At 47.7% G+C, this 18,536-nt stretch carries 22 protein-coding genes; 11 read left to right on the forward strand and 11 right to left on the reverse strand.

What is annotated here, in order from left to right:
* Nucleotides 1-1,026, forward strand: coding sequence for a DUF4249 family protein (locus tag ACMXI2_RS13015; RefSeq protein ID WP_483781995.1), 1,026 nt, complete (start codon nt 1-3; stop codon nt 1,024-1,026).
* A 4-nt stretch (nt 1,027-1,030) separates the two neighbouring features.
* On the opposite strand, the gene ACMXI2_RS13020 is transcribed toward ACMXI2_RS13015, so the two are convergent.
* Both ACMXI2_RS13020 and ACMXI2_RS13025 read right to left on the reverse strand, forming a co-directional pair.
* Complete coding sequence (locus ACMXI2_RS13020; RefSeq protein ID WP_483781996.1) at nt 1,031-2,890, reverse strand: M1 family metallopeptidase; 1,860 nt, start codon at nt 2,888-2,890, stop codon at nt 1,031-1,033.
* A 68-nt stretch (nt 2,891-2,958) separates the two neighbouring features.
* Nucleotides 2,959-3,321, reverse strand: coding sequence for a hypothetical protein (locus ACMXI2_RS13025; protein WP_483781997.1), 363 nt, complete (start codon nt 3,319-3,321; stop codon nt 2,959-2,961).
* A 273-nt stretch (nt 3,322-3,594) separates the two neighbouring features.
* Between ACMXI2_RS13025 and ACMXI2_RS13030 the strand changes: the two genes are divergently transcribed.
* Entirely contained in the window at nt 3,595-4,665 is a 1,071-nt protein-coding gene (locus ACMXI2_RS13030; protein WP_483781998.1) for a ParM/StbA family protein, read from the forward strand.
* Between the two features lie 9 nt (nt 4,666-4,674).
* On the forward strand, nt 4,675-5,148 hold the full coding sequence (locus ACMXI2_RS13035; protein ID WP_483781999.1) for a bactofilin family protein: 474 nt from the start codon (nt 4,675-4,677) through the stop codon (nt 5,146-5,148).
* A 66-nt stretch (nt 5,149-5,214) separates the two neighbouring features.
* Here ACMXI2_RS13035 and ACMXI2_RS13040 read toward each other — a convergent pair whose 3' ends face one another.
* Nucleotides 5,215-5,448: a DUF3820 family protein gene (locus ACMXI2_RS13040; RefSeq protein ID WP_483782000.1), complete on the reverse strand. Its 234-nt coding sequence runs from the start codon at nt 5,446-5,448 to the stop codon at nt 5,215-5,217.
* 96 nt (nt 5,449-5,544) lie between these two features.
* On the opposite strand from ACMXI2_RS13040, the gene ACMXI2_RS13045 reads away from it, so the two are divergent.
* A complete protein-coding gene (locus ACMXI2_RS13045) occupies nt 5,545-5,982 on the forward strand; it encodes a nuclear transport factor 2 family protein (RefSeq protein ID WP_483782001.1) in 438 nt (145 codons plus the stop codon).
* Here ACMXI2_RS13045 and ACMXI2_RS13050 read toward each other — a convergent pair whose 3' ends face one another.
* The gene (locus tag ACMXI2_RS13050) at nt 5,983-6,627 is read right to left on the reverse strand and encodes a DUF4136 domain-containing protein (protein ID WP_483782002.1); all 645 of its coding nucleotides are present in this window, start codon (nt 6,625-6,627) and stop codon (nt 5,983-5,985) included. It lies immediately after the preceding gene.
* A gap of 142 nt (nt 6,628-6,769) precedes the next feature.
* On the opposite strand from ACMXI2_RS13050, the gene ACMXI2_RS13055 reads away from it, so the two are divergent.
* On the forward strand, nt 6,770-7,189 hold the full coding sequence (locus ACMXI2_RS13055) for a response regulator (RefSeq protein WP_483782003.1): 420 nt from the start codon (nt 6,770-6,772) through the stop codon (nt 7,187-7,189).
* 4 nt (nt 7,190-7,193) lie between these two features.
* Here ACMXI2_RS13055 and ACMXI2_RS13060 read toward each other — a convergent pair whose 3' ends face one another.
* Complete coding sequence (locus ACMXI2_RS13060; protein WP_079472009.1) at nt 7,194-8,066, reverse strand: class I SAM-dependent methyltransferase; 873 nt, start codon at nt 8,064-8,066, stop codon at nt 7,194-7,196.
* Nucleotides 8,067-8,232: 166 nt separating this feature from the next.
* Here ACMXI2_RS13060 and ACMXI2_RS13065 point away from each other — a divergent pair, with 166 nt between their 5' ends.
* Nucleotides 8,233-8,706: an Lrp/AsnC ligand binding domain-containing protein gene (locus ACMXI2_RS13065; protein WP_483782004.1), complete on the forward strand. Its 474-nt coding sequence runs from the start codon at nt 8,233-8,235 to the stop codon at nt 8,704-8,706.
* Nucleotides 8,707-8,822: 116 nt separating this feature from the next.
* On the opposite strand, the gene ACMXI2_RS13070 is transcribed toward ACMXI2_RS13065, so the two are convergent.
* Entirely contained in the window at nt 8,823-9,995 is a 1,173-nt protein-coding gene (locus ACMXI2_RS13070) for a THUMP domain-containing class I SAM-dependent RNA methyltransferase (RefSeq protein WP_483782005.1), read from the reverse strand.
* Nucleotides 9,996-10,073: 78 nt separating this feature from the next.
* Here ACMXI2_RS13070 and ACMXI2_RS13075 point away from each other — a divergent pair, with 78 nt between their 5' ends.
* The gene (locus ACMXI2_RS13075) at nt 10,074-11,105 is read left to right on the forward strand and encodes a sialidase family protein (RefSeq protein WP_483782006.1); all 1,032 of its coding nucleotides are present in this window, start codon (nt 10,074-10,076) and stop codon (nt 11,103-11,105) included.
* A gap of 2 nt (nt 11,106-11,107) precedes the next feature.
* Here ACMXI2_RS13075 and map read toward each other — a convergent pair whose 3' ends face one another.
* The 4 genes from map to ACMXI2_RS13095 all read right to left on the reverse strand — a co-directional run bounded on the left by map (nt 11,108) and on the right by ACMXI2_RS13095 (nt 13,584).
* Nucleotides 11,108-11,872: a type I methionyl aminopeptidase gene (map, locus tag ACMXI2_RS13080; RefSeq protein ID WP_483782007.1), complete on the reverse strand. Its 765-nt coding sequence runs from the start codon at nt 11,870-11,872 to the stop codon at nt 11,108-11,110.
* Nucleotides 11,873-12,052: 180 nt separating this feature from the next.
* Nucleotides 12,053-12,583, reverse strand: coding sequence for an RNA 2'-phosphotransferase (locus ACMXI2_RS13085; protein ID WP_483782008.1), 531 nt, complete (start codon nt 12,581-12,583; stop codon nt 12,053-12,055).
* Between the two features lies 1 nt (nt 12,584).
* The gene (locus ACMXI2_RS13090) at nt 12,585-13,130 is read right to left on the reverse strand and encodes an NADAR family protein (protein ID WP_483782009.1); all 546 of its coding nucleotides are present in this window, start codon (nt 13,128-13,130) and stop codon (nt 12,585-12,587) included.
* Nucleotides 13,117-13,584 carry a TIGR02452 family protein gene (locus ACMXI2_RS13095; RefSeq protein ID WP_483782010.1) on the reverse strand — a complete coding sequence of 156 codons (468 nt, stop codon included), beginning with the start codon at nt 13,582-13,584 and terminating at the stop codon, nt 13,117-13,119. Before ACMXI2_RS13095 ends, ACMXI2_RS13090 begins: the two co-directional genes overlap by 14 nt.
* A 283-nt stretch (nt 13,585-13,867) precedes the next feature.
* Here ACMXI2_RS13095 and ACMXI2_RS13100 point away from each other — a divergent pair, with 283 nt between their 5' ends.
* From ACMXI2_RS13100 to ACMXI2_RS13110, 3 genes are read left to right on the forward strand one after another with little or no spacing between them, the layout of a single operon-like run.
* A complete protein-coding gene (locus ACMXI2_RS13100; RefSeq protein ID WP_483782011.1) occupies nt 13,868-14,293 on the forward strand; it encodes an organic hydroperoxide resistance protein in 426 nt (141 codons plus the stop codon).
* Nucleotides 14,294-14,303: 10 nt separating this feature from the next.
* A complete protein-coding gene (locus tag ACMXI2_RS13105; protein WP_483782012.1) occupies nt 14,304-14,981 on the forward strand; it encodes a type 1 glutamine amidotransferase domain-containing protein in 678 nt (225 codons plus the stop codon).
* 24 nt (nt 14,982-15,005) lie between these two features.
* Entirely contained in the window at nt 15,006-15,434 is a 429-nt protein-coding gene (locus ACMXI2_RS13110; RefSeq protein ID WP_483782013.1) for a MarR family winged helix-turn-helix transcriptional regulator, read from the forward strand.
* Between the two features lie 4 nt (nt 15,435-15,438).
* Here the strand turns inward: ACMXI2_RS13110 and ACMXI2_RS13115 are convergent, their stop codons facing one another.
* Entirely contained in the window at nt 15,439-16,971 is a 1,533-nt protein-coding gene (locus ACMXI2_RS13115) for a SulP family inorganic anion transporter (RefSeq protein ID WP_483782014.1), read from the reverse strand.
* A 162-nt stretch (nt 16,972-17,133) separates the two neighbouring features.
* Here ACMXI2_RS13115 and ACMXI2_RS13120 point away from each other — a divergent pair, with 162 nt between their 5' ends.
* Nucleotides 17,134-18,492 (forward strand): Gfo/Idh/MocA family oxidoreductase, encoded by a 1,359-nt coding sequence (locus ACMXI2_RS13120; RefSeq protein ID WP_483782015.1) that lies wholly within the window; start codon nt 17,134-17,136, stop codon nt 18,490-18,492.
* The last annotated feature ends 44 nt before the right edge of the window (nt 18,493-18,536 follow it).

Below are 18,536 nucleotides of genomic sequence, written 5' to 3' on the forward strand. Positions count from 1 at the left end.
ATGAAGTACCCGTTTATATTATTGCCGGTTTTGATCGTTCTGCTGCTAACAGCGTGTGAGCAGGAGTTGCCGCTTCCTCCCAACAATGCCGTTCCCAGGGAAGTGGTGTACAGTGAACTGGTAGCCAACAGCATACCGGAAGTACGGGTAGGCAAAAGTAAACCGGTAGGCCCTGGTATCAACACCGGTTTTGACCTGGTGGAAAATGCAGATGTACAGCTGATGGATAAAAACGGGCAACAGCTGGAAACACTTACGTACATGAAGGATTCCAGCAATGCCATGAGTGTGTACCGCGGTAAAACAATGCTGGATGCAGGCAAAAATTATAAAATACAGGTGATGGTACCCGGTCTGAAAACCGTTACCGCAATGGCTTCTATCCCTCCTCCTTTTAAAGTGGAACTACGGGATACCCTTCGTACATTGCTCAACGGACGGCCCGTGTTACGCTTTCATTTTACCGTGAATCCCATTCCCGGTGTAAAACAATACCTGGTAATGGAAGCAGTGAAGCAAAGCGTTACCACGGACACTACATTTTCGTATAGGGGTAACCGGTATAGGAAGAGCGAACACGATTCCCTCTACCAGAAAGTAAAAAACCTGCCCGGCTGTAATCCGAAAAAAGATAGCAGCTTCCTCAATGATTATCTCCGTATTCCCTGCTATACACAGGATGAGAATGCCGACAATAACCAGATTGGTGGTTTGAATGAAAACTATAACAGCATCCTGTTTACGCAATCGGGCAAGCCGCTTACCACTTATTTTTATATCAATGCCACCGCCCTCAGCTCCAATCCCGCTGAAGCCATTGCGCCGGTAGGAAGGGTGCTGGTATATGTAAAATCTGTCTCAAAAGAATATTATGATTTCCTGCTTACATATGAAAAGGTAAAGCGTAACCCTGGGCTGAACAGCCTTATACAGGCCATTCAGCTCAGGAGCAATACACAGGGCGGACTTGGTATTGTAGGAGGCAGTTACCAGAAATTGTACTATCTCTATTACGATAAACTATAACCGGTTATTTTACTTCGTAGGTGTTATCCCGTTGGTTGATGTCTGCTGTCCAGGTGCTTCCCAACGTTACTTTTTTTATTTTTTCGGGAGATGAAAACAGGAGTGAAATTGTTTTGTTGCCCTTCTCCCATACCGCGATACTCCGGTGTAATTTCCTGGTGCTGTTGTCATCAAAGTAAATGGTAACATCCACCGGAACCGGCTTATTCCCGACGGAAGTGATCTCAATAGTCCCTTGCTTTCCTTTTTGTGTTACCCGTGTGATACCGAGATCCGGGAAGCCGTTGTCGAAGAACCAGCTTTTCCAGAACCAGTCCATGTTCCTGCCGGCGCCGGTGTTCATACAGTAGAAGAAGTCGTACGGCTGCGGGTGTTTACCGTTCCATTGCGACATATAGTAATGCAGCGCTTTCCTGAAAAGGGCATCTCCCAGCATATCTTTTACATAAAGGTATCCCAGGGCTGGTTTGGGATAGGAATTGGTTACATAGGCATCCGTGGTTTGATTGGAGGGCGTCATAATGGGCAGGTCTGCCTGTTTGCCGGCGATGTAATTGTAAGGCGACATGCCATAATCATCCACGATGGAGCTGTCGATCAGCGGAGAAATGATCCATTCGCCGATGGTGGCCCATCCTTCATCCATCCAGGCGTATTGTGTTTCATTGGTGCCCATGTAGAAGGGAAAGAGCGTATGAAAAATTTCGTGGTCGGTTAGCTCGATGGTTTGGGCTTTATCGGCCAGTGGATTATCGTTTACCATCATCGGGTATTCCATCTGGTCCAGTCCGTCGAATACCGTTTCGTGCGAGTACGGGAACGGCCATTTAGGAAAGTGGTGGCTCATCTTGTCTACGGTGGCGCGGGCGTAGTGCACTACATCAAAGAAATCGGCATGTGCGGGGTTAAAGGCTACATCTACGCGGGTACGTCTTTTGGTGACAGCATCCACTTCCACGCTGGTGGCGTTCCAACAGTAGTGGTTGCTGATGGCGAATGCAAAGTCGGTGACGTTGGCGGCCTCATACTGCCAGGTATTGGAACCACGCTGGCGGGTGATGTTGCCTTCCCGCACATCGGTGCTATCTATTACCGCGATGATATCGTTGCTCTTTTCCGCGGCAGCAATGCGCTGCACATACTTATCGTTGTATATGGCGGCGGTATTTTTCAGATCGCCGGTAGCCCATACCTGGTAGTTGCCGGGCACTGTGATGGCTACACGAAAATCGCTGAAGTCGTTGTAGAACTCCTGGGTACCCATGTAAGGGATCTGGTCCCATCCGTTGATATCATCGTATACTGCAATGCGAGGAAAGAAGTAGGCGATGAAATAAGCGCCGGAGTCTACTGCGCCGGTTCTGATGTGCGTATTTTCGTTCAGGGTATAGGAAAAGCCGAGGTCAAACTGTACCGACTGTCCCGGGTAAAGATCGGGGATGTATACCGGCATATTGGTGCCGCGAATGGTAACCGGCATTGGTTTGGCTTCGCCGTTTACCTTCATGTTCTTTATAACTACGCCATTGGTAAGGTCTTCCGGGGACACCGCCATACTTCTCACGGCTCCTTTCTGGAAGAGGTTGGGAAACAGTTTAAAGTTAATGGCCCTTAATGTATCGGGGCTGTTGTTGGTATAGCGGATCTGTTCCGAGCCGGATACGCCGTTTGTAGCCGGGTCAAAGGCCACTTTAATATCGTATGTTGCTTTGTTCTGCCAGTACCTGGCGCCCGGGGCGCCGCTGTAGCTGCGGGTTTGATTGTCATATGCCTTTTTGATGGTCAGGGGCATATACAAAGGGGTTTGGGCGGTAGCCTGCTGAAACGCTGCCAGCAGCCACCATAAAATACAATATTTCCTCATAAGCTATATAAAAAGCGGTGGCTTCAAAAGTAGGGAATTACCTGGAAATGGCGTGGCAGAAGGAAGTGCTATGGGATATGGGTAGTATCCACCGGCGTCTTAACAGAATCTGCCGGGATATGTAAACTATCTGATGGGTTGGTATGCAAACTGTCGGCTGCTGAATTCGTACTGTCTTTTCCGTTGGCTCCTTTTCCGGGTAACGGAATTGTGGGCGCAGTATTGCGGCGTTTGGGGGAGTAAGCGCTTACGGAACCCTGCTTCTGCATATCATTCATTGTTTTTTTATCAAAGAGATATTTAGGGTGTTTCTCCGGCCGGAGTCCCCGCTCAAACTGGGCCTCCGCTCCCACTGCGGGCGCCTGGTACACCTTTTGGGAGGAATGACAGGCCCATAAACAGATACCGGCAGCCAATACGAGGTATTTCATACTAATAGAAAATAAGAATGAATACAGGCAAAGGGGGGACATCTTTTAAACGGTAAAACCGGGGTGTTTATTATCAGCGGGGAACGCTATGTTCAGATTTTACCGGCGATGATGCATTTTGAAATGTAACAACGCTGTATTAAATTTAGCAGAAATTCATTGGTTGTCATCCCCTTGTTCTAATATTTTATATCTTTAACCGCTATTTCAATCCCGATGAAAACCCTCCTTCACGGAGAGTCACGGCTACATTCGTTATTATAACAAAGCACTATGAAAGTATCAACAACCAGCTTCCCAAGCGTTTTTGAAACCGCATTCGGAAACACAGAAAATTCAAGTAAGGATCTTCTCAACGGATTAAAAATTAAAAAGGATGAAGCCTGGTACCTGGTAGGCAACCTGGCAAAACGGGGTGGGATCAATCCCGGCAGAGTTACCAATGCGTCGCCCACAGAAGAGGATTACGAAATACTGTTTAAAGCTGCTTTGCTGAATACCATTGATAAAGTACAACAACCTATTGCCCTTACCGTAGGGTTCCCCTTCTCTACTTACAATATCTACAAAAACGCTGCGGAGCAGTTTTTAAGTAAACGTCATTTCCTGATCGATTACGATACGCAGACTTACAATACCAAAGGTTCTTTCAAGAAGGCCATGTTTGATATTGAGAAGTATGAAGTGATCCCCGAAATTGTAGGTGGTATCATTGGGTTAAAGAAAAGTATCAATGAGCCCCAGCTGGACAACTTCATTGCCATCAGTTTTGGGTTTGGTACCATTGAAGGCGGCATGGCCACCGGCGATGGGCTGGTTCACCGTACTTGCTTCAGTTCTCACGGTATCCGTTATGCCATTAACAACCTTACCCGTGAGCTGAACCAGAAACACTACCTGGAAATGAAGAACGAGCACCAGGTGGATGATGCTTTCATGAAAGGTTCTATTTTCACCAACCGCAAACGGATTGATCTGCGTGAAATGCGTAAAGGTGTGCTTACGCAGTATTACCGGGAAGTGGTTTCTCCCCTGATGCGCAGTTATTTTACGGACCTGGATTTTGAAACCTGTGAAAAGATTTACCTGATGGGCGGTGGCGCTCACTATCGTGAACTGACAGATGCTTTTGTAGAAGAATTCCGTGATTTCATCCCGGTAGAAGTTGCTCCTGAACCTGAAAAACTCATGAGTATCGGTTATCTTTATAATTCATTAAGAATATCAGATAATAAACCTCAAAGAAGTGTGGGGCTTGACCTGGGTAACTCCAGTTCTATTGTGTCTACTTTTGAAGATGTAACACAGCATACCTCCGCTACACCTAATCCCATCACCCTCTAATTTATCCTTGTGATCAATGTCAGACATATTTTCCGAAATATAATTGTTCCCGGAGCCTTTCGTATCCCTAAAACAGTTTCCGTGAATGGTAGTATAGATGCTTCTGTTTCCGGTCGTATTGACGGGAACGTGAGAGGCGATGTAAAAACCAGCGGCAAGCTGGTGGTTAGTGAAACAGCGAGCATCCGTGGCCATATATATGCTGCCGACCTGGTGGTACACGGGAAAGTGTATGGCGATGTGTACATTACCAACAAAGCCCATATCAGCAATAAAGCGCTGGTAAAAGGCGATGTAAACGCGATGGTGCTGGAAATAGAAGAAGGCGCTGTAGTGGAAGGCGCTATCCGCAAAAACGTGCAGCCTGTTCTGAAAACCGATCTTAGTCAGACCCCGGTTGCGGAGGAAATCAAGGCGTCTGCCGTGGTAGATGCTGAAACCGGCGGCCATGAAGAAGAAGAAAAGAACACCAGCTGGTTCTGACAAGTATTACTGCCAATTTTATACCTCGTTCGGGCGGTTGTTACCTTTGACGGCAACAACCGCTTTTTATTGCGACTTCCTTTTCAGGGGGTCGAGCAATTGGGTAAGACCGTTCATTTTTATCACCAGCATAGTTTCAAGGAGCATCCCCAGTTTGCCTTTCGGGAAGCCCTTCCGCTGGAACCATTCCAGGTAACTCACGGGCAGGTCGCAGAGCACCACATCTTTATACTTTCCAAACGGCATTTTCATCACTACCAGTTGTTGCAACATTTCCGGATCGGGCTGTGACATCTCCATAAAAAACTGATTTATCATTAAGCCGGCAAATTAAAATTATAAATCCATTTTCCCGCGCTTCTTCGTAATTTGTAATAGTCTCAAACATAATCATGCATGAAAATTTCCCTGATACTGTTACTGGTACTTTCTTTTGCAGGATGTGTACAGCCCGGGGCTAAAATCAGCCTGGCTAATTCCAACACCCTGGTAGTAAAGGATCTCTTTGAGGCTTTTAATGCACACGACTGGCAAAAGCTGGCCGCCTGTTACAAGGATACCGCCACTTTCCTGGACCCTTCTTTGGGACCGGAACCTGTATTACGCACCCGGGAACAAACCGCCCGGAAATATAAGGAGCTGCAAGAGATGTTCCCCGACATTCACGATGAAGTGTTGAATGTATACGGCGATAAAAACCATATTACCGTAGAATTCATTTCCTCCGCCACCGGCCCTGATGGCAAAAAGTGGCGCCTGCCCATCTGTACGGTGTTTACCATAGATGATGGAAAAATTGAGAAAGACAACACTTATTACGATAACAGCCACTGATCATCTTTTCAATAGCCCTCCATTCTGCAGTGCGTCAGACACCTGGATAGCAAAGGCTTTCGCAAATGATTCCAGGCTATTGGGATTATAGGTTTCAGATTGACCGGACCATACCAGTTTGCCGTTTTGTTTCAGGTCGTACAGGTTGCTTTCCAGGAAGTATCTTTTATCGGTGGTATAATAACCCGGAGAATACACAGATCCGTACATATAGCCATAATATCCCCAGAATCGGCCATACCAGCCGTATGCCGGGTAAGGAGCATAGGAAACGGTGCCCGGCACATACCTGGTTTGGGATTCCTTATTTACCAGCGAGGTAGTTAACACGGCGGTATACCCTGCATCCATTATTTTTTGCGTGGCAGCGCTTTTATCCTGTTCTGTTACCGGATTGAATTTAGGCGGAAACAGGTCCAGCCCCTTTCCGGCCACGACGCCCCGTTTCTGAAGGGCTGCCGCCATCTGGGTTTCCACCACCTGCCGCGCCCCCATGTTTGAAGTCAGAGAGGCCACCAGCATATTATGATACCCTTCCACAGGGGCTTCCGGCGCTTTCCAGGTTCCGGTCATATGCACGGTGGTACCGCATGCACCCAATAATAGCCCCATGCCAACCAGCATGAATGTGATGATCGCTTTCATAAAATTTGTTTTATGCAGCTAAATGCTGCAATAGAACAACAAGGCACCCTGTAAAAAGTTTAGGCCAAAAAAATGACAATCCGGTTTTAACAATCCCGGCAGTATAAGTGTAATAAGGTGTACATTTATATGCCAGCACAATATGAATATGAACTCAGATAATAACCGGGAATTAACGACCCTGTTAATGGTGGATGATGATGAGGATGACCAGGAATTTTTCAAACTGGCGCTTGGCACCATCAGGGAAGAAATCACCTTTACCTCGGCTGGTAACGGGCAGGAAGCGTTTGATCTGCTCCATACCCGGACTATTATACCGGACATCATATTCGTAGATATGAATATGCCGTTAATGAACGGTTTTGCTTTCCTCGAAAAAATAAAAGCTACTCCTCACCTGGAGCATATCCCCGTGATCATGTTTTCTACCAGTGATGAGAAACATGAAATAGCCAGGGCAAAATCACTGGGCGCAGTAGATTTTATTACCAAGCCTGCCCGGTTCAATGAGTTGTGCCGGTTGCTGCAGGAAAAGCTGCACTTATATGCAAAGGTGTAAACGGCTACTCTCCTACGCGTTCTGCACAGGCTACCCTGTAAAATTCATATCCTTTTTCCGACCGGCCGGGTAAGTAGTGTTTCCGGTATTCGCTGGCGCCGAGATCCTCCAGCAGGTGAAAATTATACTGGTGCAGGTAAGCGGGTAAAGCGGCCGGTTCAAAGCCAAACGTCCACCGTTCTTCCAGCTCTGCTACGTCTTTAAGCAGTTTTTCGCCCCCATAAAATGCGGCAGGATTGTCCAGCACGGCCTGGTGCACATAGGTAAAAATGACCCTGGAGCCGGGTTCAAACCGTTGCAGAAATGCAAAGGTGCTGTCAATGGCTTCTTTGTTGAGGTAATTGGTTACGCCCTCCCAGATAATGGCGGTGGGCACAGTAAAATCAAAGTTATTCAGCGCGCTCAGCTGGTCAAGGCTTTGCCGGTTAAAATCTATCTGGTAATAATATACTTTGGCTGGCAGCTTATGTGCGCGTAATTTCGACAGTTTGTAGGCGGCCGTATTGGGATGATCGATTTCCACGACTTTCAATTGGCGAAGAAAAGGTAAACGCAGTCCGCGCGTATCAAAACCGGCGCCGAGAATATATACCTGCTGTGCGCCTTTATCTACCGCCTGCAACAACAGGTCATCTATATACTTTGTACGGGCAATACCGGAAGATAAGGCGCCCGGGATCTTCTTCCGGATAATCCATTCAGCGAACGACCTCCAGCCTGGTATCCGGCAAAGCCATACGCCTATTTTCAGCCTGCTGTCCAGGAACCAGGAGGCAAACTTATCGGTGAAGAGGCGCCGGTCCCGGGAACGGGTGGTTTCCAGCGCCCGGAATAAGGCCATATATTGCGCGGTTCTACTCGTGACGTCTTCCTTCATGGATAGTGTTTTATGAACTCCCCCTTTAATTTAATCAAAAAATACGAATATCATTTTGGCGCCTTCCCGTACCTGGCAGTTACGCGAAACAAGTGGAAGGATAATTTTTGCGATTATTTCAAAAAAATACCTATTTTTAGAAAATATTCTAAATCGTATCACCAAAATGAGTCACCCATTAAATATTGACAAATTAGACTTACAGATCATTTCGGAAATGTCAACCGACGCCGGTATCTCTTACGCAGAGTTAGGTAAGAAACTCTTTGTATCCGGTGGTACTATTCATGTACGCATCAAAAAGCTGCATGAAATGGGGGTGATCAAAGGCACCCGTTTACAGGTAAACCTGCGGGCAATCGGGTATGATGTACTGGCCTTTATTGGTATTTACCTGGAGAAAAGTTCCTTGTATGAAAACGTAGCCAAGCAGTTATTAAAGATTCCTCAGATCGTAAGACTGAACTACACTACCGGTTCTTACAGCATGTTTGCAGAAATCATCTGCAAAGACAGCGGGGAGCTGCGCAAAATATTGCAGGACGATCTGCAGCATATTAAGGGAATAGAAAGAACAGAAACAATTATTTCGCTGGAAGAGAGTTTTTCAAGACCTATTAATGTCAGTGAAGTAGTGTGATGATAAAATGCTTTGTTTATTAACGCTGCTTTATGAGCAGCGTTTTTTTTATGTTTTTCGTTAACGGATAAACGAAGTTTCCGGCAGCGCAACCAGTGCGCTGCCGGAACAATGAATTATAGTTTACGCGCATCGCGGGTACCGGCATATAGCTCATATTCCAGCAGGCGGCAATCGATGGTACTGTTATAAAACTCTATCCTGCGTTTGGCTTTGAGGCCTATCTTCTTTGCCAGTTCAAGGTTGCCGGTGAACACGTATCCAAAATAACCACCGCATTGCTGTTTCATGAAATCACCGATACGGCCATACGTTTCTTCCAGCGCTTCAATTTCTCCAAGACGCAATCCATATTCCGGGTTCATGTATACCACGCCGGCAGCGCCTTCCGGCACTTCTGTGCTGGCGAAATCGCATACGCGGAACTCAATCAGATCTTCCACACCGGCGGCCTTTGCATTTTTACGGGCGTTTACAATCGCCATTTCACTCAGATCGGTAGCGATAATGCGCAGCTCCGGCATTTCCACGATCTGTTTTTCCAGCAATCCTCTTTCATTGAGATATACATTTTCATCAAAGCCACGGAGGTGCATAAAGGCGTAGTTATCGCGGAAAAGACCGGGACGGCTGTTGGTAGCGATTAATGCGGCTTCAATGGCAACGGTGCCGGACCCGCACATGGGATTAATGAAAGGCGCTTTACGATCCCAGCGGGAAGCCAGGATAGTAGATGCCGCCAATGCTTCCAGCATGGGAGCGCGGCCAGGTATTTTACGATATCCGTGCCGTGCGAGGGAATCGCCGGTGGTATCTACGAATATTTCTGCATTTTCATTTTTCCAGAACAGGTGAATCACTGCACCGGTAAGCTCCGCACCGGTGGAAGGGCGCTTGCCTGTTTTTTCGCGCAGGCGATCTACCACTGCATCTTTTACCCTCAGGTTGGCAAACATGCTATTGTTGATCGTTTCATTCTGCACATTGCTGGTAATCGAAAAGTAACCATCTTCCGGGAGAATGGTTTCCCAGGGGTAGGATTTCAGCTGATTGTATATTTCATCGCCGTCGATTGCTTCAAATTGTTTCAGGCTGTACAGCACCTGGCTGCCGCAACGCAGGTTGAGGTTAAGGCGGATACACTCATTGAGAGAGGCATTCAACCGCACACCGGTAACGAATGTTTCGTCTACAGTAAAACCCAGATCTTTTACTTCCTGCTCCAGGTAAGGCGTCAGGCGTTTGTTACAGGTGATGGTAACGGTTCCCTTTGTTGTATATAATGACATAAGGCCGCAAATTTACCAATCTTTATGATAATCCCCCTGCATTCCTTATTTTAACAGTTCAAACATACTTCAGCACCCATGCGTTTTTATCTCTCTTTGTTATTGCCGGCGGTCCTGTATTTCCCGGCGAAGGCGCAAACAAAAGCAGTGCCTGTGCGTAATGAACTCATTATGCCGGCGCCGGTTACGCCTTCCAGTCATGCGTCTACCATTACGGCATTGTCTTCCGGAGATTTGCTCAGCGCCTGGTTTGGCGGCGATGAGGAAGGGAGTAAAAATGTAGAGATCTGGTCGTCGCGCTTTACCTCCGGCAAATGGCAGGCGCCCGTGAAGCTGGCAGATGGTATTATTAACGACACGCTTCGCTATCCCTGCTGGAACCCGGTACTGTTCCGTACCCGGGCCGGTTTGCTTTGCCTGTTTTATAAAGTAGGTCCAAATCCACGGGAGTGGTGGGGCATGGCCCGCTACAGCAGCGATGACGGCGGCAGTTGGTCATCTCCCGAAAAACTACCGGAAGGCATGTTAGGCCCTATCAAGAACAAATGTATACAGCTCCCGGACGGGCGCCTGCTGCACCCTTCCAGCACAGAGAGTGTGAAAGGCAATCAATGGGTATCTCATATGGAGATCAGCGACAGCACGGGGCATCAATGGCAAAAGGTAGCTATCGACTGCGACACGTTTGGCGTTATACAACCTACGATACTCACGCACCTCGACGGCCGGCTTCAGTTGCTGTTCCGCAGCCGCCAGCATGTAATAGCCACCAGTTGGTCGAAAGATCAGGGCGCCAGCTGGACACCCGTTACCGCGCTAAAACTGCCCAATCCCAATTCCGGCATTGATGCGGTAACCCTTCCCAATGGCGCAATGGCATTGGTATATAATCCAACAAAAGGCGGAAGCGACTGGTCAGATGGCCGCAATGAGCTGCGGGTAGCCATTTCAAAAGACGGTAGTAGCTGGAAAGATGTATATCAGCTGGAGAAGCGTGCAGGCGGCGAATACAGCTATCCCGCCATAATCGCCACCGCAGATGGTTTGGTGCATATCACGTATACCGACGACCGGAAAAATATCCGTGCAGTTACTTTACAATTGAAATAAACTTAGTTCCAGATTTCATTGGCAGCCGTAAGGATCACCGGTTCGCGGTCGGTAACCACTATGGTGTGTTCGTGTTGCGCAACAAAACCGCCCTTGTTTCCCACCAGTGTCCAGCCATCATTGCTTTGATTGGCAAAAGATGAAAGAGTGGAAATAAAGGTTTCTATTGCCACTACGGAATTCTTTTTAAAACGGGTGCGGTTAAAACGGACATAACAGTTGAGGATATCATCCGGTGATTCGTGGAGGCTACGGCCAACGCCATGTCCGGCGAGGTTGCGGATCACGGTGTAACCTGATTTACGCGCCTCGGTTTCAATCAGCTTACCTACGTCTGCCACGCGTGTGCCTCCTTTGATAAACTGGACAGCCTTATAAAGAATCGCTTTTGAAGCGCTCACCAGCGCCTGGTGCTGATGGATATCTTCCCCGAGCACAAAGGACCCCCCATTATCTGACCAGTAGCCATTCAGCTCCGCAGATACATCGATGTTCACCAGGTCGCCTTCCTGCAGTATTTTTTTGCCGGATGGAATGCCATGCGCAATTTCATTGTTCACGCTGATACAGGTCCAGCCCGGGAAGCCATAGGTGAGCTTTGGCGCCGACTTAGCGCCTAATGCGTTTAATATCTCTCCGCCATATTCATCTATTTCTTTTGCTGTCATACCCGGTTTGGCATAATTTCTCATTTCCTTCAGCGTAACTGCAACGGCTTCACTCACTCTTTTCATGCCATCGAGTTCAGCTTCTGTAGTTATAGACATAGTTATTTTTCTTTAAAAATACTGATAAAAAAACAAAGCTCACAGGTTATGCAGGCGTCGTCAGATTGTTTTAACAATGTGTTGATAGCGTTTTTTAAACATATAGGCTTATGTTATTAACGTGGCGCAAAGTAATATTTCTCCGGATCAATTCACCGGTACATCTTCACAAGATAAGATTTATTGGATATGCTTTGCAGGCACTTCGTCGGTAAGCCATACGTTGTTATCAGACAGGTAAAACAGGATGCCGCTCCGGTGCATGTCGCCGCTGCGGATGGTGAGGATGTGTGGCACGCCTCTCCTGCTGCCTACTTTCTCTGCCGTGGCCCTGTCATTTGTCAGATGTACGTGCTGCCGGTTCATTTTCTGCAAACCGGTTTTGCGTATCTGTACGATAAACCTTGCCACGGTACCGTGGTAGAGGAATTCCGGCGGTGTGGCCGGCGGCAGGTTCAGCGATACTTCCAGGGAATGTCCCTGGTTGGCGCGGATCATTGTTTTGTTTTCATTGAAAGAAAAACGTTGCTTATCATTTTCCGCCACTACAGTTTCCAGTTCTTCCATCGTGAAATGATGTCCGTTTGCCCTGCATTGCTGCAACAGTGTGTTCACGTTTGCCCAGCCGTGGGCATCGAGCGTGAGTTGTATAGCATCCGGGCTATGCCGGAGAATAAAGCTCAGTAGTTTACTGATTGATTTGTTGTTCATATTATTTAAGTTGATCCCGCGCTACCATGAGCGCATAACCGAGCAGGTTATGACCGCGCCACTGCAGGGGATTTTCCACATGTTCGCTGGAAGCTGCCATACCAATGCCCCAAATGCGGTCCATCGGGCTGGCTTCTACCAAAATACGGTCATGTGTATTGAGTAAAAAAGTTTTTAATGCCGGGTGTTGTGAAAATTTGTGATGATTTCCATTCACTACCAGGTCAAATTTATGCGTGTCCCAGGTGGCGGCATCGAAGTTTTTTACTTGTCTGCCGAGCTTTTTAGCTTCATCCGGTGTGTTCACCAGCAAGATCTTCTGCAGAGTAACATCATCGTTGAACAGCCTGGCTTTGCCAGCCATCATCCAGTGTTCCGCCGTTTTATAGGTAATGCCGTCCACGACGAAAGGAGCCTGCCACCACTGGCTGAAACAGCTTTGGGTAACGCTGCCATCTGCAGATGGCCGATGTCCCCAGAAGAAGAGGAATTTTATTTTTTCTTTAGACTGATACTTTGCGATCAGCCAGTTGTTATCGTACTTCATTGTAAGCGAATTTATGTTGAAAAGCCTGCCGGTTTACCTGTTTTTCGGACCTGTCATATACGGCGAATACAATATGGCGGAAGGCGTGTTTAAAGGAATCGTTATGCAGGATATGATGCGCAAACCATGCAGCGATATCGTTTGGATCGTTCCGGAATACGCCGCAGCCCCAGGCGCCCAGCACCAGGGTAGTTTGCCCATGCACCACTGCCACTGATAAAAGTTTTTCTATCCTGCCGAGCATCACGGATGCCATGTCTTTCAGCCGTTCCGGGTCATCCCGTTGTTTGAATACTTTATCAAAATCGTCCGGCTTGTATAATACAGTATGGTTAACCGCCGCCTGTAAATCGCCGCTGATATCTACTTTCTCATTGCGCTGGTTAAAGTAATGGCCTGCATCCATTATATCCAGTGTTTCGTAGGCGATGGCCATTCTTTTGTTCTTGTTCATGTTGTTTCAGTTTTTCACCGGGGCGCAGGAATGTTGGCGGGGTTAACAATTCCAATGCACAGGTGCAGGGTTCAAAATTCGTTTACGTCATTATGACGCAAAGTAAAGAAATATTTTGCTAACGTGTATATTTTTTTTCGGGAGATAGAAAACGGTGTGTTGAGATTAATAAACGAACCTGTGCGGAGAATGCTAAAAAAACCTGCTTCTTCTTTCTTTCCCAAAAAAAATTTGGTATTTAATTGCACACAATCTAATTTTACACAATAAATATAAAACACTCATGGAAAAGATTGAAAAATTATACACGGCACACGCCACCGCCACCGGCGGAAGAAACGGACATGTTAGCTCATCAGACGGCGTACTGGACCTGGAAGTAAGAATGCCAAAGGAACTCGGTGGCAGTGGCGGCGCCTACTCCAATCCTGAACAATTGTTTGCTGCGGGCTACGCTGCGTGCTTCGACAGCGCCCTCAACCTGGTAATCAGAACGCAGAAAGTAACCGCAGGCACTACGCAGGTAAATGCAGAAGTTAGCCTGGGCAAGAACAATAACGGTGGTTATGGGTTATCAGTAAAGCTACTGGTAGCAATTCCGGACGTGGAACCAAAACTGGCACAGGAACTGCTGGAAAAAGCCCACCAGGTGTGTCCTTATTCAAATGCTACCCGTGGTAATATTGAAGTAGAATTAGCATTGATCTAAACTCTATGTCATGAAAGTATTAATCGTACTAACCTCGCACAATGAATTAGGCAGTACCGGCCATAAAACCGGTTTCTGGGTGGAAGAATTTGCTGCCCCGTATTATGTGCTGGCGGATGCGGGAGCTGAAGTTACACTGGCTTCTCCCAAAGGCGGCCAACCTCCTATTGATCCGAAAAGCGAGCTGCCCGAATTCCAGACAGCAGCCACCACCCGCTTTAAGCGAGACGAAGCGCTGCAGCAAAAACTGGCTACTACTCTTAAGCTTAACGAAGCAGATGCCTCAGACTATGATGCGGTGTTCTATCCCGGCGGTCATGGTCCACTGTGGGACCTCCACAATGATCCAAGTTCTATTTCACTGATTGAAACGTTCTACCGCCAGCATAAACCTGTTGCATTTGTGTGCCACGCCCCTGCTGCATTGCTCAAAGTAAAAGGCCCGGATGGCGCGCCACTTGTGAAAGGAAAAGAAGTAACCGGCTTCAGTAATACGGAAGAAGAAGCGGTACAGCTCACCAGCGTAGTGCCGTTCCTGTTAGAAGACGAGTTAAAGAAACTGGGAGGGATTTACAGCAAGGACCACGACTGGCACTCATACGCACTGAAGGACGGATTGCTGATCACTGGTCAGAACCCTGCCTCCTCTGCGGCTGTAGCCCGGATATTAATGGAAACATTAGCGTAATTTTGTGTTGCTAAATAAGCTACTTTGAAACAACTGAAATTATCAAACCAACTTTGCTTCTCATTTTACGCCTTGTCGAGGCTGGTAACTTCACATTACCAGCCTTTACTTGGCGCATTGGATCTTACCTACCCGCAGTACCTGGTGATGCTGGCGCTATGGGAACATGATATCTTATCTGTAAAAGCGCTGGGCCAGCAACTGATGCTGGACTCCGGCACTTTAACGCCCCTGTTGAAAAGACTGGAAACAAAAAAGCTCATCAAACGTGTGCGTAGCAAAGAAGATGAACGCAGCGTGAATATTCATTTAACTGCCAGTGGAAGGCAATTAGAGCAGGAGGCAGCAGACATCCCCGAAAAGATCACTTGCAGCATGGGTTTTACTGAGAAGGAATACGATACCCTTAAACCGATGATCAACAATATTCTGAAAAGACACGCGGACGAATAACCTGTTATTTCACCGCTACCATATATCCGGGATCTTCTATAATATTTACTTCGATCACACCAGCTGCATCTTTCAACAACTGCCGGCAATCCGGGCTCAGGTGCCGCAGATGCAGCTTTTTGCCTGCCTGGTGATAGCGGGCTGTTAATTTATTCAGGGCTTCAATACCACTCATATCTGCAATACGGCTGTCTTTAAAATCAATCACTACTTCTGCCGGATCTCCAGTTACTTCAAATTTTTCATTAAACGCCACTACCGATCCAAAAAATAAAGGACCATAAATTTCATAGTGTTTAACACCCTGTTCATCCGTGTACTTGCGCGCGCGAATCCGTTTGGCGCTCTCCCATGCAAACACCAGCGCTGAAATAATCACGCCTATCAATACCGCCAGCGCCAGGTTGTGCAACCACACCGTAATAGCAGCTACCAATATGCCTACAAAAATATCTGCCTTTGGCATTTTGTTGATGATCCGGAAGCTGGCCCACTCAAAAGTGGAAATAGCCACCATCAGCATCACACCTGTTAACGCCGCCATTGGCAAACGCTCTATCACCGGCGCACCGAAAAGCACCACGGCCAGGATAGTCAGCGACGCTATAATCCCCGACAACCGCAATTTTGCGCCTGCAGAAAGATTTACAAATGTTTGCGCAATCATAGCACAGCCACCCATACCAAAGAAAACCCCGTTGAGCATATTAGCGCTGCCCTGGGCCATCGCTTCCCGGTTGCTGTTGCCTCTTGTAGCGGTCATTTCATCAACCAGGTTCAGTGTCAGCAAACTTTCTGTGAGTCCTACTCCTGCCATAATCAACGCATACGGGAATATTACCTGTAACGTTTCAAAAGTAAAAGGCACCTGCGGAATGTGGAATGGCGGGAAACCGCCACTAACGGCGGCAATATCCCTCACCGTACGGGTAGAAATACCCAATGCCAGCACTACTGCAAACACCACGATTATCGCCACCAGGGAGGCAGGTATCTTTTTTGTTATTTTTGGAAAGAAGACGACTACGGCGATAGTCAGTGCAACCAGCCCGATCATGGTCCACAGCGGATTTCCGCTCATCCATACCAGTTCTCCGCCTACCATCGTTTTAAATTGCCGGAACTGCGACACAAAAATGATCACGGCCAGTCCGTTTACAAATCCATACATCACCGGCTGCGGCACCAGCCTGATAAATTTGCCCAGCTTAAATACACCCACCAGCAATTGTAATCCCCCGGCCAGCAGTACTGCCGCAAATACATATTCCAGTCCGTGCGACTGCATCAGCGCAATCAGCACCACCGCCGTGGCCCCGGCGCCTCCGGATACCATGCCCGGCCTGCCTCCAAAAACGGCGGTGACCAGTCCCATTATAAAAGCAGCATACAATCCCACCAATGGAGGAAAACCCGCCAGTATAGCAAAGGACAAGGACTCAGGAATCATGGTCATGGCTACAGTAAGCCCGGCCAATATCTCCGATTTATAATCGGGCTGCTGAGAAAAATTAAATAACCCTGCAAAAGGCTTCATCAGAGAAAATTAAAGGTCCGGTTTAAAGAGGCGCAAAAATACACATTAATACGTAGCTTTCAGCCGTTGCTCATTATATTATACGCAGGCTATAATTTCTTCTGCTGAATTATTATCTTTCTCTCCTATAGTTTTGTAAACCTTATTTAATTATTCCACGCTATGGAGCATTTCAACATTAACCGTCGCCGTTTCCTCAAGGGAGCCACGGCTACGCTCGCACTTTCTGCCATCGGCGCCAGTGCACTTGATTTCATCAACCCGGCGAAACCTTTACGGGTAGCGCTTATTGGCACAGGATGGTATGGCAAAAGCGATTTATTCCGGCTGATCCAGGTAGCGCCGGTAAAAGTAGTAGCCCTTTGTGATGTGGATAAAAATATGCTGCAGGCCGCTGCAGAAATGGTGCGCAAACGACAGTCCTCCGGTGAAACACCCCGCCTGTACGCCGATTACCGTAAACTGCTATCAGAAAATGAACTGGATATTGTATTGATAGGCACTCCCGACCACTGGCATGCCCTGCAAACCATTGAAGCCCTCAAAGCCGGCGCCAATGTATATGTACAGAAACCTATCAGCGTGGATGTAACAGAAGGCGAAGCGATGGTGGCGGCCGCCCGCAAATACAACCGGGTGGTGCAGGTGGGCACTCAACGGAAAAGCACGCCACACCTTATTGATGCCAAAAAGAAAATTGTAGATGCCGGTCTGCTAGGCAAAATATCACATGTGGAAATGTGCTGCTACTATCACATGCGTAACAACGGTAATCCCCCCGTACAGGCAGTACCCGACTATTTCGACTACGACATGTGGACCGGCCCTGCTCCCCTGCGGCCTTACGATGGACTACCACATGTACGCTGGTGGCGTACCTTCATGGAATATGGCAATGGTATTATGGGTGATATGTGCGTGCATATGTTTGACACCGTACGCTGGATGCTGCAACTGGGCTGGCCTAAACGCATCAGCTCCACCGGCGGGATCTATGTTCAGAAAGAAGGCAAGTCGAATATATCAGATACACAGTCGGCCATTTTTGAATACGCCGGATTAAACTGTGTATGGCAGCACCGCACCTGGGGAACAGCCGCCGACCCCAAATACCCGTGGTCATTTAAATTGTATGGAGAGAAAGGCACCCTCGCCGCCAGCACCATGTCGTACGACTTTATCCCTGAAGGCAACGGTACTCCTATTCATAAAGATGTAGTGTTTGAAAAGGAAAAGTACCCGGAGGACTTGACAGAACCTGCTATTGAGCTAAACGCTGCACCGGCTACGCGCCTGCATATGCTGGACTTCCTGGGCGCTATTAAAAATGGCAGCAGGCCGGTAGCTGATATAGAAGAAGGGCATATTTCCACTGCCAGCTGTATCCTCGCTAATATCTCGATGCAAACAGGACGGCCCGTAATATATGACCCGCAAAAACGGATCATTACCGGTGATCCGGCTGCCACCGCGTTATTGCAACGGCCGTATAGAAGTCCCTGGATACATCCGGTGGTATAAATATTTCAGCAACATAAATAAAAAGAACGGCGCGTAGCAGACCG

The sequence above is a fragment of the Chitinophaga sp. G7 BAM 1005 genome (assembly GCF_057126945.1).

Excerpts from the sequence above, each read along its gene's own strand:
- ACMXI2_RS13015 (WP_483781995.1), top strand. The coding sequence starts at position 1 with ATGAAGTACCCGTTTATATTATTGCCGGTTTTGATCGTTCTGCTGCTA.
- ACMXI2_RS13020 (WP_483781996.1), bottom strand. The coding sequence starts at position 2,890 with ATGAGGAAATATTGTATTTTATGGTGGCTGCTGGCAGCGTTTCAGCAG.
- ACMXI2_RS13025 (WP_483781997.1), bottom strand. The coding sequence starts at position 3,321 with ATGAAATACCTCGTATTGGCTGCCGGTATCTGTTTATGGGCCTGTCAT.
- ACMXI2_RS13030 (WP_483781998.1), top strand. The coding sequence starts at position 3,595 with ATGAAAGTATCAACAACCAGCTTCCCAAGCGTTTTTGAAACCGCATTC.
- ACMXI2_RS13040 (WP_483782000.1), bottom strand. The coding sequence starts at position 5,448 with ATGGAGATGTCACAGCCCGATCCGGAAATGTTGCAACAACTGGTAGTG.
- ACMXI2_RS13045 (WP_483782001.1), top strand. The coding sequence starts at position 5,545 with ATGAAAATTTCCCTGATACTGTTACTGGTACTTTCTTTTGCAGGATGT.
- ACMXI2_RS13050 (WP_483782002.1), bottom strand. The coding sequence starts at position 6,627 with ATGAAAGCGATCATCACATTCATGCTGGTTGGCATGGGGCTATTATTG.
- ACMXI2_RS13055 (WP_483782003.1), top strand. The coding sequence starts at position 6,770 with ATGAATATGAACTCAGATAATAACCGGGAATTAACGACCCTGTTAATG.
- ACMXI2_RS13060 (WP_079472009.1), bottom strand. The coding sequence starts at position 8,066 with ATGAAGGAAGACGTCACGAGTAGAACCGCGCAATATATGGCCTTATTC.
- ACMXI2_RS13065 (WP_483782004.1), top strand. The coding sequence starts at position 8,233 with ATGAGTCACCCATTAAATATTGACAAATTAGACTTACAGATCATTTCG.
- ACMXI2_RS13070 (WP_483782005.1), bottom strand. The coding sequence starts at position 9,995 with ATGTCATTATATACAACAAAGGGAACCGTTACCATCACCTGTAACAAA.
- ACMXI2_RS13075 (WP_483782006.1), top strand. The coding sequence starts at position 10,074 with ATGCGTTTTTATCTCTCTTTGTTATTGCCGGCGGTCCTGTATTTCCCG.
- map (WP_483782007.1), bottom strand. The coding sequence starts at position 11,872 with ATGTCTATAACTACAGAAGCTGAACTCGATGGCATGAAAAGAGTGAGT.
- ACMXI2_RS13085 (WP_483782008.1), bottom strand. The coding sequence starts at position 12,583 with ATGAACAACAAATCAATCAGTAAACTACTGAGCTTTATTCTCCGGCAT.
- ACMXI2_RS13090 (WP_483782009.1), bottom strand. The coding sequence starts at position 13,130 with ATGAAGTACGATAACAACTGGCTGATCGCAAAGTATCAGTCTAAAGAA.
- ACMXI2_RS13095 (WP_483782010.1), bottom strand. The coding sequence starts at position 13,584 with ATGAACAAGAACAAAAGAATGGCCATCGCCTACGAAACACTGGATATA.
- ACMXI2_RS13100 (WP_483782011.1), top strand. The coding sequence starts at position 13,868 with ATGGAAAAGATTGAAAAATTATACACGGCACACGCCACCGCCACCGGC.
- ACMXI2_RS13105 (WP_483782012.1), top strand. The coding sequence starts at position 14,304 with ATGAAAGTATTAATCGTACTAACCTCGCACAATGAATTAGGCAGTACC.
- ACMXI2_RS13115 (WP_483782014.1), bottom strand. The coding sequence starts at position 16,971 with ATGAAGCCTTTTGCAGGGTTATTTAATTTTTCTCAGCAGCCCGATTAT.
- ACMXI2_RS13120 (WP_483782015.1), top strand. The coding sequence starts at position 17,134 with ATGGAGCATTTCAACATTAACCGTCGCCGTTTCCTCAAGGGAGCCACG.